Source organism: Sinorhizobium fredii USDA 257, from assembly GCF_000265205.3.
GTDB classification, from domain to species: Bacteria; Pseudomonadota; Alphaproteobacteria; order Rhizobiales; family Rhizobiaceae; genus Sinorhizobium; species Sinorhizobium fredii_B.
On the sequence record NC_018000.1, the window covers coordinates 2,460,621 to 2,477,319 of the forward strand.

Annotated in this window: 15 protein-coding genes and 1 pseudogene; 13 read left to right on the plus strand and 3 right to left on the minus strand. The window is 61.4% G+C overall.

Going from position 1 to position 16,699, the window contains the following annotated elements:
* Window positions 1-191: 191 nt before the first annotated feature.
* From USDA257_RS11340 to USDA257_RS11380, 9 genes are all read left to right on the plus strand, one after another.
* On the plus strand, window positions 192-1,022 hold the full coding sequence (locus tag USDA257_RS11340; RefSeq protein WP_014763091.1) for a 3-hydroxybutyrate dehydrogenase: 831 nt from the start codon (window positions 192-194) through the stop codon (window positions 1,020-1,022).
* A gap of 27 nt (window positions 1,023-1,049) precedes the next feature.
* Window positions 1,050-2,135, plus strand: coding sequence for a patatin-like phospholipase family protein (locus tag USDA257_RS11345; protein WP_014763092.1), 1,086 nt, complete (start codon window positions 1,050-1,052; stop codon window positions 2,133-2,135).
* Window positions 2,136-2,383: 248 nt separating this feature from the next.
* Window positions 2,384-2,653, plus strand: coding sequence for a BufA1 family periplasmic bufferin-type metallophore (locus USDA257_RS11350; protein ID WP_014763093.1), 270 nt, complete (start codon window positions 2,384-2,386; stop codon window positions 2,651-2,653).
* A 35-nt stretch (window positions 2,654-2,688) separates the two neighbouring features.
* A complete protein-coding gene (gene bufB, locus USDA257_RS11355; protein WP_014763094.1) occupies window positions 2,689-3,720 on the plus strand; it encodes an MNIO family bufferin maturase in 1,032 nt (343 codons plus the stop codon).
* Entirely contained in the window at window positions 3,707-4,507 is an 801-nt protein-coding gene (locus USDA257_RS11360; protein WP_014763095.1) for an HvfC/BufC family peptide modification chaperone, read from the plus strand. The genes bufB and USDA257_RS11360 overlap by 14 nt, the downstream gene beginning before the upstream one ends.
* Window positions 4,504-4,977 (plus strand): DoxX family protein, encoded by a 474-nt coding sequence (locus tag USDA257_RS11365; protein ID WP_014763096.1) that lies wholly within the window; start codon window positions 4,504-4,506, stop codon window positions 4,975-4,977. The genes USDA257_RS11360 and USDA257_RS11365 overlap by 4 nt, the downstream gene beginning before the upstream one ends.
* Window positions 4,978-4,980: 3 nt before the next feature.
* Window positions 4,981-6,297, plus strand: a complete 1,317-nt coding sequence (locus USDA257_RS11370) for an NAD(P)/FAD-dependent oxidoreductase (RefSeq protein WP_014763097.1) — start codon at window positions 4,981-4,983, stop codon at window positions 6,295-6,297.
* A 2-nt stretch (window positions 6,298-6,299) separates the two neighbouring features.
* Window positions 6,300-8,222, plus strand: coding sequence for an adenylate/guanylate cyclase domain-containing protein (locus USDA257_RS11375; protein WP_014763098.1), 1,923 nt, complete (start codon window positions 6,300-6,302; stop codon window positions 8,220-8,222).
* Window positions 8,158-8,535 (plus strand): DUF3307 domain-containing protein, encoded by a 378-nt coding sequence (locus USDA257_RS11380; protein ID WP_014763099.1) that lies wholly within the window; start codon window positions 8,158-8,160, stop codon window positions 8,533-8,535. The genes USDA257_RS11375 and USDA257_RS11380 overlap by 65 nt, the downstream gene beginning before the upstream one ends.
* 371 nt (window positions 8,536-8,906) lie before the next feature.
* Here USDA257_RS11380 and USDA257_RS37730 read toward each other — a convergent pair.
* Window positions 8,907-9,478 (minus strand): annotated as a pseudogene (locus USDA257_RS37730) (IS66 family transposase); the annotation flags it as partial.
* A 53-nt stretch (window positions 9,479-9,531) separates the two neighbouring features.
* Here USDA257_RS37730 and USDA257_RS11390 point away from each other — a divergent pair.
* Both USDA257_RS11390 and USDA257_RS11395 read left to right on the plus strand, forming a co-directional pair.
* Complete coding sequence (locus USDA257_RS11390; protein ID WP_014763100.1) at window positions 9,532-10,512, plus strand: AraC family transcriptional regulator; 981 nt, start codon at window positions 9,532-9,534, stop codon at window positions 10,510-10,512.
* A gap of 59 nt (window positions 10,513-10,571) precedes the next feature.
* On the plus strand, window positions 10,572-11,780 hold the full coding sequence (locus USDA257_RS11395; protein WP_014763101.1) for an MFS transporter: 1,209 nt from the start codon (window positions 10,572-10,574) through the stop codon (window positions 11,778-11,780).
* Window positions 11,781-12,091: 311 nt separating this feature from the next.
* On the opposite strand, the gene USDA257_RS11400 is transcribed toward USDA257_RS11395, so the two are convergent.
* Together USDA257_RS11400 and USDA257_RS11405 are read right to left on the minus strand one after the other, a co-directional pair.
* Window positions 12,092-13,267 (minus strand): sulfite oxidase, encoded by a 1,176-nt coding sequence (locus tag USDA257_RS11400; RefSeq protein ID WP_269845044.1) that lies wholly within the window; start codon window positions 13,265-13,267, stop codon window positions 12,092-12,094.
* 143 nt (window positions 13,268-13,410) lie between these two features.
* A complete protein-coding gene (locus USDA257_RS11405; protein ID WP_014763103.1) occupies window positions 13,411-14,082 on the minus strand; it encodes a DUF938 domain-containing protein in 672 nt (223 codons plus the stop codon).
* Window positions 14,083-14,688: 606 nt separating this feature from the next.
* Between USDA257_RS11405 and USDA257_RS37735 the strand changes: the two genes are divergently transcribed.
* Together USDA257_RS37735 and USDA257_RS36765 are read left to right on the plus strand one after the other, a co-directional pair.
* Window positions 14,689-15,909, plus strand: coding sequence for an adenylate/guanylate cyclase domain-containing protein (locus USDA257_RS37735; protein WP_014763104.1), 1,221 nt, complete (start codon window positions 14,689-14,691; stop codon window positions 15,907-15,909).
* 125 nt (window positions 15,910-16,034) lie between these two features.
* Complete coding sequence (locus USDA257_RS36765) at window positions 16,035-16,178, plus strand: hypothetical protein (RefSeq protein ID WP_014763105.1); 144 nt, start codon at window positions 16,035-16,037, stop codon at window positions 16,176-16,178.
* Window positions 16,179-16,699: the final 521 nt, after the last annotated feature.

Genomic DNA, 16,699 nt, shown 5'->3' on the forward strand with positions numbered 1-16,699 from the left:
TAGCGACACGGCATCAATCCCTGACGCCGCGGAGTGCCGAAGTCGAGGCAACGAACTTCCTACGTACGCGTCGTCATCGCTAATGCAATTCACCTATCGAATTCATAGCACAGTGGCATTTCAGTTGAAATGAATACAGCGCCATTCTCTCCCGGAAAAGGCCCTTTGGCCGAACTTGAGGAGACGTGGACATGCTGAAGAGTACCGACGTTGAAACCGATGCAATGCTCGGGCGCAGAACGCTCGAAGGCCGCAGCGCCATTGTGACCGGCTCCACCAGCGGCATTGGTCTCGGCATCGCCCAGGCGCTGGCCAAGGCGGGCGCGGCAGTGATGCTCAATGGGTTCGGTGACCCGGCCGAGATTGAGCGGCAGCGGGCCGAGATGGCGGAGGAGAACGACGTCGACGTCGCCTATGACAGCGCCGACATGTCGAGGCCGGAGGCGATCCGGATGATGGTCGAGCGCGCCGGCGCCCGCTTCGGACAAGTGGATATCGTCGTCAATAATGCCGGCATACAGCATGTCGCCCCGATCGCCGAATTCCCCGAGGCTAAGTGGGACGCGATCCTCTCTATCAACCTTTCCGCCGCCTTTCATCTCGTCCAGGCGACCTATGGGCAGATGCGGGCCCGCGGGTACGGCCGGATTATCAACGTCGCATCCGCTCATGGACTCGTCGCATCTCCGTTTAAATCAGCTTATGTGGCGGCGAAGCATGGTCTCGTCGGACTCACCAAGGTCGTGGCCCTGGAAGGTGCCGAGTTCGGCGTTACGGCGAATGCGATCTGTCCCGGCTATGTGTGGACGCCGCTCGTCGAGCAGCAAATCGACGACCAGGCAAAGTCCCACGGTGTCGCTCGCGATTCCGTAATCCGAGACGTGTTCCTGAAGAACCAGCCGACGAAGCGTTTCGCAACAGTCGAAGAGATGGGGGCGCTGAGCGTCTTCCTGTGCAGCACCGCGGCGGCCTCGATAACCGGCACGGCGATCCCTGTCGATGGGGGATGGACGGCCCACTGATTTCAACATGCGAAGAGGAGGAGAGCCATGAACAAGCACGCCAAAGTGGACAGGCCAGCTCGAGAGGACCAGGAAAGGTCCTCCATGGCCGAGGGGCGGCCGCCGCGGACGATTAACCTCGCACTTCAGGGTGGCGGTGCGCATGGCGCATTCACCTGGGGCGTGCTCGACCGGCTGCTCGACGAGCCTAACCTGTCTTTCGAAGGCATCGTTGCGACCAGCGCCGGGGCAATGAACGCCGCTGTCCTGGCCTATGGGCTCGCGGAAGGCGGACGGAGTGGCGCGCAAAGGGCTCTCGCCAATTTCTGGCGCCGCATCAGCCATGCGGCCGCTTTCAGTCCGCTGCAGCCGAGCCTGCTCGACCGCATGACCGGGTCGAAATCATTGGAGTTTTCGCCGGCCTTTGTCATTTTCGACATGGTAACGCGGCTCTTGTCGCCCTATCAGTTCAACCCGTTGAACTATAATCCGCTTCGCCAGGTGTTGGAGCAGTCGATCGACCTCGAGGCGATCCGAATGTCCCGCTGTCCGGTCAAGCTGAACATCTGCGCGACCAATGTGCGCTCCGGCAAGGTGAAGGTCTTTTCCAACGACGAGATCTCGATCGATTCGGTGATGGCATCCGCCTGCCTGCCGTTCCTCTTCCAGGCCGTCGAAATCGACGGCGAAGCCTATTGGGATGGCGGCTATATGGGGAACCCGGCTATTTTCCCACTGATCTACGGCTGCGATACGCCGGATGTGCTGGTGGTGCACATCAATCCGCTTGAGCGAACGGAACTGCCGCGGACAGCGGCCGAAATCCTGAACAGGATCAACGAAATAAGCTTCAATTCGTCGCTGCTCAGAGAGATGCGGGCAATCGCCTTCGTGACGCAACTGACTGAGTCGGAGGCGGGTAATTCCCTCGGTCTCAAGCGCATCTTCGTGCATGGGATATCCGACGACGAGACGATGAGAAACCTCAGCGTCTCCAGCAAGCTCAATGCCGAGTGGGGAGCCCTCGTAGACCTCCGTGACCGCGGCCGGCAGTGCGCGGAGGACTGGCTGATGGCGAACTACGAAGCGATAGGGAAGCATTCGAGCGTCGACATCAGTAGGCGGTATCTTTAGGGCGGTTTCGACGCTTCCCGATCAATCGCTGCGCTTGGCCACGGGCTTAGCGCAAGCCTCCTTGCCATGTCCCTCCCAAGGGAAGTCTTGCCCCCCGATCCGGGGGGCTTTTTCGTTGTGGCCGGCGGATAGTTCGTCGCTATCGAAACCATGCCTGAACAGCATTTCAAAGAGCGAGAGCGGTCTGCGAAGCTTGTCAGTATCAGGCCGATACCGGTCTGAACAACGTCAGATCCTGGAGATGTTCAATGATCAACACTCGTACGCTCATCAGTTCCGCGCTTGCCGCGATCGCCTCCGTCTCGGCGTCGCCTGCATCGGCAGGACCGGCCGCCCAGCCCGAGTTCTCGTTCGAGAAGTGCTACGGCATCGTCAAGGCCGGGCAGAACGACTGCCAGACAGCTACCCATTCCTGCGCGGGCACCTCGACGATGGACGACCAGGCGGACGCCTGGATCTACGTGCCTGCCGGCACCTGCGGAAAGATCGCCGGCGGCAGCAACGCCCCCAAGGCCTGACGGCCTCCGACAACAAGCAAAAAGGGAGTAGACCGATGCCCAAGACGTTTCCAACCCACCCGGTGCCGTGCGCTGCGGGCATCGGCCTCCGTTCCATACACATTGCAGAGATGCTTTCCCGCAGGCCTGCTGCGGGTTGGCTGGAAGTCCATGCCGAAAACTACATGGGCCAATCAGCGGCCGTGGATGCGCTCGAGAAGCTGCGCGACGTTTATCCGCTTTCGGTGCACGGCGTCGGACTGTCGCTCGGCAGCGCCTCGGGTCTCGACCGAGCGCATCTGGAGCGGCTGCGTCTCGTCTGTGAGCGCTTCCAACCGGCGATCGTCTCGGAGCACCTTGCCTGGAGCGTCGCCGACGGCGCCTACCTCAACGACCTCCTGCCGCTCCGTTACGACGACGAGGCGCTCGCCATCGTTTCCGGGAACATCGGCCGGCTGCAGGACACGCTCAAGCGCCAGGTCTTCATCGAAAACCTCTCCGCCTATCTGGCCTTCGCGGAATCGAGCATGACCGAGGCCGAGTTCCTGAGCGAGCTCGTCAACCGGACCGGTTGCGGCTTGCTGCTGGACGTCAACAACGTCCATGTCTCCGCAAGCAACCTCGACTTCGATGCATTGGCCTTCATCGACGCCCTGCCTGCCGAAGCGATCGGTGAAATCCACCTTGCCGGCCACGCCGTCAACGAAGTCGACGGCGACGTCATTCTCATCGACGACCATGGGTCGCGCGTGCCGCCGGCCGTCTGGTCGCTCTATGCCCACGCTCTCCGCAGGATCGGCCCCCGCCCGACACTGATCGAATGGGACACGGATGTGCCGCCGCTCGAGGTCTTGTTGGGCGAAGCCATGTGGGCAGACATGCTCGCACGCCGTATCGCCTTCGACGAATGCCCGGAGGAGCCGCCGGTCGCCGTGCCGGACAGCCGTTTCGAGACAATGAGGCTACCCCGCCGCGACGACGCGAGTGGCATCCGCTTCCCGGCGCTCGCTGCCATCGCAGCAGTTAGAGCCGCTTGCGGCAAGTGCGCAGGGGACCATTGCAGGAGGGACGGCCATGTCCTCCATTGAAACCCTGCAGAGCGTCGTCGCGCGTGCGGTTCTGACGACCGGACCCGCAGATATCCTGCCACTCCTCGAGCAGGGTCGTTTCGATCCTGCAAGGCGGCTCAATATCTACCGCAACAATACGTTGGTCTCGCTCACGGCGACGTTGAAGGCCGTGTTCCCCGTGACGGTGCGGCTGCTCGACGAGCGCTACTTCAGTTATGTGGCCGGCTGCTTCATCCGCAACAGCCCGCCACAAGAGCCGCGCCTTTCGCGCTACGGCGCAGGATTTGCGCCATTCCTCGCGCGCTTCGAGGGAACCGCCGGTATGCCGTTCGTTTCCGAGGTGGCGCGCCTGGAGTGGAAGATCGCCGAAGCGCTCGACGCGCCGCTGGAGCGGCCAAGCACACTCATCGAGCTCTACGAGGGGCTTTCGAGCGGGTCCTTCGCGCTCTTTCTACAGCCTTCGCTGCGACTTGTTCTGTGCCGCTGGCCCGCCCTCAGCATATGGGCGGCGCACCAGCAGGGAGGCGATCCCGACAGGCTCTCGAATCTCGAACGCGAACCGGAGCGCATTGCGATGTGGAGACATGCCGACACCGTTCGCTTCCTGCGGCTCGACGCCGCGGAATTTGCGTTCTGGTACGTGTTGATGCGGGGCAGGGGACTCGAGGCCGCGGTCGGCCGCGCCTGCCGCCGTTCGCCTGAGTTCGATGTCGCTCGAGCGCTGACGGGCCTTTTCGTCAGCGAGCTCGTCATCGGCATCCATCGCATGAAGGGGTCTTCCAACCAGCAGGAGAGAGTGTCATGACCACAATGCGCGCAACACCGATCAGTCTTTCCAGAGCGATATACAGGCTTCACGACACTGTCGTGGAGTGGGCGACCGCCCTGCCGCTATCGATCGTGCAATTGGCGTCCCGCGTGGCGATCGCGGAGGTTTTCTGGCAATCCGCCCAGACGAAGCTCGCCTCCTGGCCGGTTACGCTCCAGCTATTCGCCTTCGAATATCGCGTGCCGCTGCTCGATCCCGGACTGGCCGCCCTTGTGGCGACAGCGGCGGAACTCAGTGGCGCGGCGATGCTCGCCTTGGGACTGCTCGCACGGCTCGCCTCGCTGATGGTGCTCGGCGTCGTCGCCACCATCCAGATCTTCGTCTACCCGGATCATTGGGTCGAGCATCTGATGTGGACGAGCCTGCTTTTGCTCATCCTCTCGCGCGGCGCCGGCGTGTTTTCCGTCGATCATCTGGTCGCCCGACGCGTCCGTGCCGGAGGCTGAGCGATGTCGGTGACGCCTGTTCAGAGCGCCTCCGTGCCGGGCGAGGTTGCGGCCGGCACGAACAAGGCAAAGCATCGGCCGCGCGTGGTCATTCTCGGGGCGGGCTTCGGCGGCTTGAACGCGGCGATGGCGCTTCGCCGCGCGCCGGCGGAAGTCACCGTCATCGACCGGCGAAACTATCACCTGTTCCAGCCTCTGCTTTACCAGGTCGCGACCGCGGGACTCTCACCGGCGCAGATTGCCATGCCCATCCGCCGCATTCTTTCGCGGCAGTCGAATGCCACGGTCCTGATGGACAAGGTCGAGGCGGTCGATACCGCCGCGCGATGCGTCGTGACCGGCAGCCGACGCATCCCCTATGACTACCTGATCGTCGCGACCGGCGCCCGCCACACTTATTTCGGCAACGATGCCTGGGCGGACCACGCCCCGGGCCTGAAGACAATCACGGATGCGACGGCGATCCGCGCGCGCATCCTCTCCGCCTTCGAACGGGCGGAGGTGACCGATGACGCCCGTTTGCGCCAGACGCTCTTGACCTTCGTTGTCGTCGGCGGCGGGCCGACCGGTGTCGAACTCGCCGGCGCGATCGCCGAGCTCTCGCGAAGAACGATCGTTCGTGATTTCCGGCGCATCGATTCATCCTCCGCCCGGGTCGTGCTCGTCGAAGCGGGTGAGCGGATACTGCCGGCGATGCCGCCCTGCCTTTCGAGAAAGGCCCAGAGACAACTCGAGAGGCTTGGCGTCGAGGTCCTGCTCGGCAATGCCGTCGCCGGCTGTGATGACAGCGGCGTACGGCTGGCCGACGGAACTGAAATCGGCTCCGCCTGCATTCTCTGGGCCGCAGGCGTCATGGCTTCGCGCGCCGCCAAGTGGATCGGTGCGGCGGCGGACCGCGCCGGACGGGTCCTGGTCGACCGGCGTCTAAATCCGCCGGGGCACGACAAAATATTCGTCATCGGTGACACGGCCTCGGTGACCGATGCGGCCGGACGTCCTGTACCGGGCGTGGCGCCAGCAGCCAAGCAGATGGGGCGTTACGCGGCCCACGCCATTCTCGGCGACATGGCGGGACGGCAATCGGCGCCCTTCCGTTATCGTGACTACGGCAATCTCGCGACCATCGGCCGCAAGGCAGCGGTTGCGGATTTCGGCAAGGCCAGGCTCTCCGGCTATTCCGCATGGCTCGTCTGGAACTTCGCCCATCTCTGGTTCCTCGTCGGCTTCCGTAATCGCCTCGTCGTCTTTCTCGACTGGGCGGTCGCCTATGTCCGCAACGATCGCGCCGCGCGGCTGATCACCGGCCAACACGAGACCTAGCGATGTACCGCCCGAAGCTGGCCCAGGTCATTATCGTGATCCTCATGCTGGCGGTGCTCTCCACCGCCGCGCTGATCCATCTCATCTGGCAGCGCGCAGCCGGCGAGAATATCGAGGAGATCGTCGCCAGTCTCGATGCCCAGACGGCGGGATCCGTCAGGAACGACCTGTCCCGGACGCTGTCGCTCGTGACGAGCACCGCCGAAGTTGTCCGCTCCATCTTCTTCCAGGGGGCGATCAGCGCCAATGACGAGGTCAAGCGCGAGTTCCTGTTCCTGTCGCTGTTGCGCGAGCAGCCGGCGATCGCCTGGATCGGCTTCGGCTTTCCGGATGGGCGCTTTTTCGGGTCGCATGCGACCGCCGACGGTCGCGTCGAGATGGTCGAAATCGGCGCCGCGGAAGCCGGCGAGCTCCGTCCGCTGCGGCGCGATCTCTACCGACCGATCCCGGGCGACATCTTTTTCGAGGAGCGCATCAAGGCGGAGAGCGCCTATGTGGCACTCGGCGCCCCCTGGTATCGATTGGGCAAGGAAACCGGAGAGCCCGTTTGGACGGTCACCAATGTGCTGCCGAACGGTTTCGAGCCCGCGATGGTGCTGTCGAAGCGCGTCGTGAGCTTCGGAAAGTTTACCGGCGTGGTGATGGTGGCTGTTAGCCTCCGGCGCCTTTCCGAGGCGCTGCAGGCGCAAGAACTACCAGTGCTCGGGAAAGCCTTCGTTCTTGACGAGCGCGGGCGGGTACTTGCGACATCGCAACCTTCCGACGGTGTAATGGCGGCGCATTTTTCCGACTTTCCGGCCTCCGATGCTGTGGCGGCGGCGGCCGCCGAGGCTGTCGCGGCCAACAAGGTCGACGCCTTCCGAGCTGTAGTGCCAAACGCTTTGCTCGGGCCCGTCTTCGTGTCGTCGTCGCGCCTGCCGTTCGAGAACTGGCGCCTAGTTACCGCCACCCCGCGCTCGACCTTCGCAGGCGGTATCGACAAGAATATCCGCCGCATAGCCATAGTCGTGCTCGCCATGGCCGCGCTTGCCGCAGCAACTGCCGTCGGCTTTGCAAATTTTCTCTTCGCCCGTCCGCTCGCCCGGCTGGCGGAGCAATTGCGTGCGGTCGAGCGCTTCTCGCTGGAAAGCGTCCGCCATCACCCGACCTTCCTCGCCGAGCTCAACGATTTCTCCCAGGCATTGAAGCGCATGACCGTCGGTCTTTCGGCCTTTGCCCGCTACATGCCGCTCGATGTCGTGCGACCGCTGGTCGAAGGCAGCATTGAGCCGAAACCCGGCGGCGAGCTCTGCGAGGCGACCGTCATGTTCGCGGACCTACCCGGTTTCACCGAGCTGACGGAGAGGCTCGGACCCGGCGTCGAGCCGCATCTGACGCGCTTCCTGACTATTGCGGTCGCCGCTGTTCATGCGGAGGGTGGCACGGTCGACAAGTTTATCGGGGATGCGGTTATGGCGATCTGGAATGCGCCGGGCAAACAGGCGGATCATGCCGCCCGCGCCTGCCGCGCGGCTGTCGCGATCCGGAGGGCAATGCATGACGACCCGCCAATCGCGACCGGCGAGAACGCGATCCGCGTACGCATCGGCATCAACAGCGGCACGGCGCTGATCGGCAATATCGGTTCCGCCGAGCGGCTGAGCTACACCGCCATCGGCGACACGGTCAATCTCGCGAGCCGACTGGTGAGTGTGGCCAAGGAGCGCGGCGTCGAAATCGTGATCAGCGACGCGACCATGCGCGAGCTCGGGGCAGAGCCAATAACGAGGCCGCTCGGGCTTGCGGCGGTCCGCGGCAAGGCCAAGCCCGTTGGCGTACATACGATTGACCAGCCAAACGTTCGGTCAGCGGGAGGAAGCGATGGAAATGGCGATTACGACGGTGGCGATGCTCGCGTGCCTGCAACTCAAGCACTACGTCGTTGATTATGTGCTGCAGCCAGCCTGGATCCTGCGCGGCAAGGGCAATTTCCGCATGATCGGCGGCTACGTGCATGCGGGCGGGCACGCGCTCGGAACCGTGCCGGCGCTGATGCTGGCCGGAATCGGGTTGATGCGTGTCACCATTCTCGTAGTCGCGGAATTCCTTGCTCACTACCTCATAGATTATTGCAAGGCATTGCTGTCACAGCATAGCCGCGCGGATGCTACGACCCGGGCCTACTGGGCCATGCACGGAGCCGATCAACTGCTGCACCAGCTCACCTACGCGGCGCTGATCCTTGCCGCGCTGCTGTAGGTGCTTTCGTCCCTGCGCTAAACATGCGACTGGCAGGGAACGGGCGTATCCGACGAAGAATCCTAGCTTGTTCTCGTTCTGTGCTGAAAAGATCGCATAGTGTATCGTCGGGAACTTGGCACAGGGCGCGCGACTCCTATTCGGGCGTCGTGATGCGAGCGTATCGTGCAGCGGAGACGAGCCGATGACACCGGTGTCAGAGACGGTGGATGACAACACGAACGCGGTAGGATTGACGGGATGAATGAAGCCAGCGCAAACGTAGTTTGTCGCTACGCTGATTGCCGGTCAGTGACGGGTGTCCTGGGTACGAAGGAGACGACATCGGGCCGGCTGTTTCCGTCAGCTTGCAAGGGGGAGGGGAGAGGCGCTTAGGCTTTTGCCGCGACAAGGGCGGCCAGCGGCGGAATGGCCTGGCCATCGAGGCCGAGCCAGAACGACAGGCCGAGCTTCCGGCACGTCTTCATCAGCCCGAGCATGGTGTCGCGCGCCACCCGGCCATCCCGGCTCACCGTGGCGCCGGAGATCTTTCGTTTGGTGACGAAGCTGCGCAGGTCGCTCTCGGACGCATTGGTGTGGAGCGGGACATCGGGCCTTCCAGCATCTTGAGCAGCTCGTCCTTCCGGCGAGAAAGACGTGCCAGAAGCTTGTCGAGGTCTTCATAGCCGGTGCGCAGCGAGAAGATGCGATCAAAGCGTTTGTGAAACGCCGCGGCAAGGCCAGCGGCGGCTTTCGCTTGACGCTCTTCAGCGCCCGGTAGAACCGCCACACCAGATCCCGCACCGTCTCGACCAGACGCGCCTGCCGCGGCGTTGCCGATCAGTTTCTGCAGCAGCCGCTCCGCATGGACCCAACACAGGGCATGATTGCCGACCCGGAACTGGCCGGCATCGTCAGAGACGATCACCAAGCTGGACCGGCAATGACGACGCCGAAGGCGGCCATGGCACAGATGCCTTCCTTGCATGCCGGACGCCTGGCATATAAATTGGCCCAATGCTTGATCGTTCATCCCAATCTCCGACACATATTCCTACGGACGCACTAAGCGAAGTTCTACAGGACTTTCGCCTGAGTGGGGTCAACTACGGCCGTTGTGAGCTACGCGATCCATGGAGCATCGCCTTTCCGCAGCAACAGCTGCTTCGCTTTCATTTCGTCAGTGAGGGGCCATGCTGGGTCCATACCGAAGCCCAGGGATGGCAGGAGTTACAAGACGGCGATCTGGTGTTGTTGCCACAAGGTGTCGAACACCGACTGGCCAGCAAGCCTGATGTCGTCGGGGACTCGCTTAAGAGCTGTCACGTCACCAAGTTGGGGGGCAATGTCTGCGAAGTGGTGCATGAAGGAACAGGAGCGATGAGCACCCTGTTCTGCGGTTCCATGGCTTTGGGTGCGAATGCCCTCAACCCTTTGATCGCTCTGATGCCATCGATTATCAAGGGCTGTGATGTTGCTGGCAATGATCCGATCGTCGGCCCCCTCCTCGGGGCCATGACGGCAGAGGCGTCGCAGCCCCAGATAGGCAGCGCCACGGTCTTGTCACGCATGGCGGACGTACTCGTCGCGCGGCTTATTCGCTGCTGGGTCAATTGCAGCGGAGCCTCGACCAGCGGCTGGCTCGCCGCGATCCGTGATCCTCATATCGGTCGTGCGCTCGCAGCCATGCACCGAGATCCCGGCCATGACTGGACGCTTGAGACCCTTGCTGGCGTGGCAGGTCAATCGCGCTCGATCTTCGCGGAACGCTTCAGCGCCATTTTGGGGGAAGGCGCGGCACGCTATCTCGCCCGTCTGCGCATGCAGCTTGCACGAGAGTTACTCGGTCAAAACATGTCGGTTGCCGAGGTCGCTTCTCAACTGGGCTATGAATCTGAAGCTTCTTTCGCTCGCGCCTTCAAGCGCATCACCAGCGTTTCACCTGGCGTTGTGCGCCGCACCATTTCCGGACGAACGGACATAGAATTCGGACTTTAGGATACATATCATCCTGGAAGACTCCGCTATGAAGACCTCCAAACCTTGGAGGTACTTCAATGACGGACACAACATCACAGCTTGACGGCCCCGCGATTGGCCTCGATTCTGCCGTTCCGAGTGCATGGAGTCCCACTACCTGGCTTGCCGTTATTTCAATGGCAGCCGCAAGCTTTGCGCTGGTGTCAGCTGAATTCCTGCCGGCAGGCCTGTTGACGCCAATGGCGCGTGACCTTGGCATCAGCGAGGGAACCGCCGGTCAGGTTGTCACCGCCACCGCGTCTGTTGGCGCGGTGACGGCCTTGTTGAGCAATGTTCTCATCGGCAAACTGAACCGGAAGACTGTCCTGGTTGGCCTAAGTGCCTTGGCTATCGGCTCCAATCTTCTGGCCGCGCTCGCGACCGATTTTTGGCTATTGTTGTTGGGCCGAGCCGGGCTGGGCGTGGCGCTAAGTGGTTTCTGGGCGCTTTCAGTTGCCGTCGTGGCGAGATTGGTTGGCACCAATGCGACAGGTCGGGGCATGGCTATAGTCACCCTCGGCGTCTCTCTTGCCACCATCGCTGCACCATCGATGGGTGCTTTGATCAGCGATTGGCTCGGCTGGCGTGCCGCCACAGGCATGACGGCAGGGCTCGCAGCGGTTGCGATGCTGCTGCAGATACTCAGCTTGCCGACACTACCCGCAAGCACAAGCAACAGTCTTTCTGACGTCTTCCGGCTGTCGAAACGGCGCACTGTTCAACTCGGAATGCTTGCCATCCTCTTGCTGATGACCGGACATTTTGCCGGCTCGGTCTACGTGCGACCCTTCCTCGAACAAGTGACGCTCCTTGGCACGGGGCCGATTGCCTTGGCGCTCCTCGGGTTTGGCATCGCCGCTGTGATCGGCAATGTCGCCGGCGGCCGACTGGCAGACGCCAATATCCGCATGGCACTCGCGGTCACCGGCGTATTGATGGCGTTTGCGGCGCTTGCTCTCGTACTCTGGGGTGCACATAGCGGCATCGCGTTTGCCCTGGTTACACTTTGGGGTTTAGCTTTTGGGATGGCTCCGGTGGTATTGCCTACTAACTTGTCCCGGGGCGCAGGGGATGCCTTGGAGGCTGCTGGCAGCTTGATGGTCGTTTCGTTCCAGGTCGCCATTAGCATGGGTGCGGTGTTCGGCGGCTACATCGTCGATCACCATGGCGCTTCCGGGCCGTTGGTCATTACCGCCGTCTTGGCGGCATCGACCATCGTCCTGGCGTTGCTGCAGCCCCGCAGCTGACTCTTAGGGCCCCGCGAAGGTGAGCAGAAGAGGCGAGATCTCAGTTGGGCCAGAAGGCCGGGTGAGGCTAAATCCGGGACGTGGCGATGCTTTCTCGTTGCGGCGAGGAGCATCGACCGATCGCCCATGGCCGCAATCACAACAATCTGGATTGAGCGGCGCTGCAGATCGGCACTCACGAATAGCGCGGCAAGTTTGCGCCCCCATAATGGTCATCGAGCCACCGGTCGCTGTCGCCGCAAAGCGGACATGACGCAGTGACAACGCGGGTCGCAGTTGCGCCAAGTCGCCATTCCGCCCCATGCGGGTGATTAGATCACGAATTCCTCCTCGTACGTCTGTGGCTCGGGAACGACCGTAACCTCCACCGGAACGATCCAATTGGCCGCGTAGCTCTCGCAGTCGGAACGCGGAAGCTCGGGCTGCACGCACCCCGCCCGATCGATCGCGCGACATCGCAGTATATATCGCCCGACTTCTTCAGGGGTCCACATGTATTCCCACAAGCGCCATGCAAAGGGACGTTCTGTTTCGAGGAGCCTTCCCTCGCGCCAGCCCCTGCCATCTCCGGTGCAGACCTGCACCTGCCGGATAACAGCCTCTCCGCTCCAGGCGGCTCCGAAAATCCGATACGGTTGGCCGGCGATGAGATGCGCCCCCTGCACGGGACGCGCGATCTGCGCTTTGACCTCCATCTCCGCAAGCGGGACCAGCCTGGGTTCCCCGAGGCTGCGCTCCCAACGGAAATAGTCGCGCGCCTGCCAGTAGCCAAGGAACGGTTGCTCCACAACCGTGATATGCGTGATCCACTTGACCCAAGCCATGCCGAACCAGCCACCCACGACCGCGCGTAGCGGGTAGCCGTGATCGCGCGTCAACGCCTCCTCGTTCATCGAATAGGCAAGGATCGTGCTGTGAGCCATTGCCTTCTCAAGCGGTAAACTGCGCGCAAAAGCGATGGGGCCGGGAGAAGCCGTTTTCTTGTTCGTGTCGACGACGCCGCTGTCTGCGCCTACGAGCAGAACCTCACGTGCGGTTCGCTTAACGCCCGCCATTTCCAAAATCTCGCGCAGAAGAACACCTGTCCACGCGGCATTGCCGACGGCTCCGTTCTGCCACTGCAACCCCTCCTTCGGCGGCACATAGTAGACGCGCCCGTTCCCTGCGCACTCGACGACGGCGGTGAAAGTCGTGCTTCGCATCGCCTTGATGCTGTCGAGGTCAAGTTCGATCGGCCGCTCCACCGCCCCGCCAACGCGCAATCTCCAGTCTCGCGCATCGAGGTCCGGCGACGGGAAATGGTTTCGCACGAAGAACAGCTCGGTTGGGATCAGCCAATCGGAGAGCGACGCAAACGGAAACTCGGTGTTTTGTGGGGATTTCTGTCGAACTATTAGACTGGGTTGCTCTGGTGTCGGCATAGTCCTCCTCTCCCCTTCCAAGAGCACAACGTTGGCACTCGGTCGCGCGAATTCCGGTTCGATCACACCGCCCCTCGCAGTGCGTCTGTCGCGTTCCGCCTTCGGCCGCATTCTAGCACATACCGCACGTTCCTCGGATCGACCTCGAACGGCAGCAAAGGGCCCGAATGCTGCTATAGGCCCACGTCTCTTTCGCGCCCGCTTGTCGTTCAGGCACTACCGCTGGAGAAGACCAGCAACATATTGTTGGTAGGCATCTCGATCGTCTCGCGGAGATTAAGTCCAGCGGCCTCACCCACTTGTTCAAGATCAGCGATATCACGCACACCCCAGGATGGGTTGCGCTCCTTTAGAGCCGCGTCGAAAGCAGCGTTCGAGGGGGCGTTGTGTGCCCCGTCGCGCATGAATGGGCCGTAGAGAAGAAGAAGCCCACCAGCGTGAAGCAAACGGCCAGCTCCTGCGAACAATCCTAAGCTTGCCGCCCATGGCGCGATATGGATCATATTGATCGACACGATGGCGTCAAAATGCCCCGTTTGTTCGACGCCCCATTGTCCTGAGCACACATCAATATCCCGCGGTGCCAGCACATTCTTCAGCCCTGCGAATTTGATCCAGCTAGACATGCTGGTGCGGGCGTCGGCATCCGGATCGCTCGGCTGCCAGGTGAGGTTGGGCATTGCTCCCGCAAAACACACGGCGTGCTCGCCGGTCCCGCATCCAATCTCCAGCACGGCGCCACGTGTTGGAAGGACACGTTTTAGGACCGCGAGGATCGGCGCCGAATTTCGCGCAACGGAAGGTGAGAACATGCGCTGGTCGGCGCTTATGTCGCGCTGTTCCAGCGCAACAGGCGAACGGTCCTTCTTCTCTGGGGGCATTGGCCTTGAATCCCCTTTGGGCGATGTCTCCCACCTTATAGCTGAAATGATGGGACTGAAACCAAGGATTTCGGACTTACGAAGGGGGTCGTCGGCGCGTGCGTTCGGCCGAGGGCGACCGAACGTCCACTTCGCGTCAGATCACGCGCCCGCCAGGCTCGAGGTCTGCTTTCGAAAATCGGAGCCCGGAAGCCGACCGACGGCTCTCGGCCCCAAATCGGTCGTTCCATCCACGCCGAGCTGATGTGCGCTACTGGGAAGTTGAGACGGAGGGATTTCGTAACAACAGGGTCGCTGGTTCTGATCCCTTCAAGGCGAGCAAATAATCTCCAAGAGCCAAAAACGGGTGGTGCGCCGGCTATCACCGCTGATTGCTCATCTGGTGCCATCTGCTCAGGCCGAACACCGTTTACGCGCTATCGGTCGCTTGGGAACTTGCTCGTCTCGCGAGGCAAATTCTCGAGTCTTTGGGGCGAGCAAATCGATCCGTTCGAATGGAAGGGTTGAAGGGTGCGCCTGAAGGTTTACGCACCACCATTCGAAGCGTACCATCCGCACACTGCCAGCTGCTCGATCTCATGATCCTCAACGGACGAGGTGGCGCCCTTGGAGCAATCGACGGAAGACGGTTCGCTGGATGTAAAAATTGCGGTGAGGATGGCAGATACGGGATACGTCCTAGCATTCCTGACCGGATTGGCGTTTGCACCGGTAGGCTATTTTCTGTTTAGTTCGGCCGAGTTCGCTCTTCTGAGCGTCGGCTTCTCCGTCGCCTATTTGCTTCTCCCTTTCGCGTCGAAGGTGGCACCATCATGGGCTGTCAGACTGTTCTTCATTCTTCTGCTCACCCTGCATTATGCGCTTGTATTGCTTTGCGTCGGACCGTATGCGGGCGTTGAAGCTTTCACGGTCTGCCTCGCCGCGCTGCCTCTGCTCCTGTTCGCCAAAACTGAGCGGCAGCTGCTTTGGGTTGCGTATGGCACGATTGCGGCTGGTGTCGTCGCTGTCGAGTTGATTGCCATTAGGCAACCGCCCTTTCTCGTTCTGGAGCAATCCGACCGAACATCCGCATACATCGCTAACATCGTCACCGTGGCTATCGTGATGAGCTTCTTGCTTTTCAGCTATTCGCGCTCTTCGATCGCCAACTACATCAAACTTCAAAAAGAACGTTCGAAATCGGAGCAGATGCTCCGTGAGCTCGTTCCCGCCGATGTTGCTCAGCACCTGCTCAGGGGTGAGAGTGTTCCGGCCCAGAGCCACGGCGAATGCACCGTTTTGTTCGCCGACCTTGTCCATTTCACGGATCTCGCCGAAAACCTCTCGCCCGTTCACTTGGTGGAGCTGCTCAATGGGATCTTCAGCGATATCGACAGTCTGTGCGAGCGCCACGGTATCGAAAAAATCAAAACTATCGGCGATTGCTACATGTGCGCAACGGGCATCTTTCCGCAACAAAATCGGATTGTTGGAATTGCCATGGTGAGCATCGGAATAGTCAATGTTGTCAATCATTGGGGTGAAAAGACGGGCTATCCGCTATCGGTCAGGATCGGCATCTGCACAGGCCAAGTGATATCCGGAGTGATCGGAAGGAAGCGTCCCCTTTTCGATATTTGGGGCCAGACGGTAAATGTCGCGCAATTGATGGAAACTAAATCGACGGGCAACTGCATTCTCGTTTCAGAAAGTACGCGTTGGCGGCTGCGAGAACACTTCAGCTTCGAACCCGTTCCTGATGTGTGGTCGAAATCTGGTCATTCACTACATGCCTATCGGTTGGTGCCGTCTGGATCTTCCCTCGAGAGTTCCATGGCTGAAGGCTAGAGTAGGAATTAGCAAAAAACCGACGTGGCACCCAGCAGCACGACAAAAGAGCCGCCCACGTCACTTCCAGTCGTCTGTTCCTGTTCGGTGCTTCTAAAGTCGCATAATGTATCCACAGGAACTGTGTGCCGGACTTCTCCATCGCCATGCGCATTCAGAATGGCGGTGGCAGCGCGATCCTGCTGGAAGCGGCGAAGGTGATCAAGCAAATCGAAGCGGCGGTGAAGGCGAAGCTCGCTGAGGGGGAGCGAGGCGATGCCCGCAAATAGGCGATGAGGCCCGCGGGCGGCGTCACAGAGCATCCGGACCCTTACCCTACGCCGTCTGCCATCGCTTCGCTTGCTTGCGTAACGCGTAGGTCATCATCCGCAATATGCAGAAGATTAGCGGCCGCGCCTCCGTCCCGATCGTATTTTTCGCTCGCGATGCGCTCGAGCAAGGGCCTGTGCCGTTTCAGCAGCCCGACCGGGCCGCCCGCTTTGAGACGGAAGGACGGTGTTGAAGTGGAGCACGACGGCAGGAAGTCAATCATCTGTGCAGTTGGGGAGCTTCCCGAAATGACGAAGGGCGCTCGACCCTTCTGGGGAGCGCCCTTCCGACCCGGACGACTACGAACGTGCGATAGAGCACCATCGCTACAGGCAGTCATCGAATATGGATGGTGAGCGTTAGATGGGAGGTCGAGGATTAATGCGATGGGCAGCGTCCGCTTGAGCAGGCGATCAAGCGGCTCGGCAAGCAGAAGTCGGCCGCATGACATTTGAACGGCGGCGTGTTGGGACCACATAAG